Annotated in this window: 1 protein-coding gene; it reads left to right on the top strand. The window is 32.9% G+C overall.

Going from position 1 to position 1,319, the window contains the following annotated elements:
• Positions 1-618: 618 nt before the first annotated feature.
• Positions 619-1,319, top strand: a 701-nt coding sequence (locus HMPREF2586_RS01220) for a transglycosylase family protein (protein WP_070812599.1), incomplete at its 3' end; no start/stop codon positions are given.

Below are 1,319 nucleotides of genomic sequence, written 5' to 3'. Positions count from 1 at the left end.
CAATGGATTTATATGAATCTGAAGGTGCTTCACAATGGGTTACTGCATAATAAGATAATATGCAATTTTAAAATATGAATATAAATGTATAGAGTGAGTGACATATAAAGCTCATGCTAAAAATAAAGGACTAATCCGTTAGCAACAACATGGATTAGTCCTTTTTACATTGAGGGAAAGACATATATTTTCGAAAGTTATAGAATTAATTGTAGAAAATTAATAGAAAAGTTAATTTTAAAAAAGATATTTAAATAATATACTAAAAATAATACTTAATTTAAAACTGCTGACTTATTAATTAATGAACTAAATCTTGCAATAATAGAATAAAAAGTGCTTTTATTACAACATCATTACAATAAAATTGAAAATATAACTAACCCTAAAACGATGATGATGGCGTTCTAAGGTTTTTTGATGAGTGTAATATTTAACTTTTATGTCATTAGGACGTAAAAAATCTAGATGTTTTTTTAACTTCACTGTAACCCACAAGCTTTTTCTAGATGTTACAGTGGGAACTAGCAAATTTGATAAAAGTAATTTTGCAAAAAACGAAACACAAATTTAAAAAGCAAATTTAAAAGTATTATCTCTTGGGAGGATTTATTAATAATGAAAAAAACAGTATTAGCTTCAACGTTAGCAGTAGGACTTGGCGTAACAGGAATTGCAGCAGGAAATTCAGCAGATGCGTCTGAACAAGGTATCGATCAAGCACAACTAGCTCAACAAGCACAAAACAACCCTGAACAATTAAATGCTAAGCCAGTACATGAAGGTGCTTATAACTATAACTTTAATCAAGATAATTTAAATTATAACTTTGAATCTGATGGCACAAATTGGTCATGGAGCTATGGTGAAGGTTCAAACGGATCAAGCGATGCATCAACACAATCAACAACTAATGCAGGACAACAAGAACAAGCACCGCAAACTCAAGACCAAACACAACCACAACAAGCTTCATCAGAACAACCAGCACAAGAGCAAGCACCTCAAACTGAGCAAACGCAACAACCACAACAAGAAGCAGCTTCATCACAACAATCAACAGATAATTCAAGTGAAGCATCAAGTGGTTCATCAGTAGAAGTAAACGATCACTTGAAACAAATCGCGCAACGTGAATCAGGTGGCGACTTAAAAGCAGTTAATCCATCTTCAGGTGCAGCAGGTAAATATCAATTCTTACAAAGTACATGGGATTCAGTAGCGCCAGATGAATATAAAGGTCAATCACCAACAGAAGCACCAGAATCAGTACAAGATCAAGCAGCAATGGATTTATATGAATCTGAAGGTGCTTCACA

It is taken from the genome of Staphylococcus sp. HMSC034G07, assembly GCF_001835975.1.
Taxonomy (GTDB): Bacteria; Bacillota; Bacilli; order Staphylococcales; family Staphylococcaceae; genus Staphylococcus; species Staphylococcus ureilyticus.
This window is presented reverse-complemented; position numbering and strand designations above follow the sequence as displayed.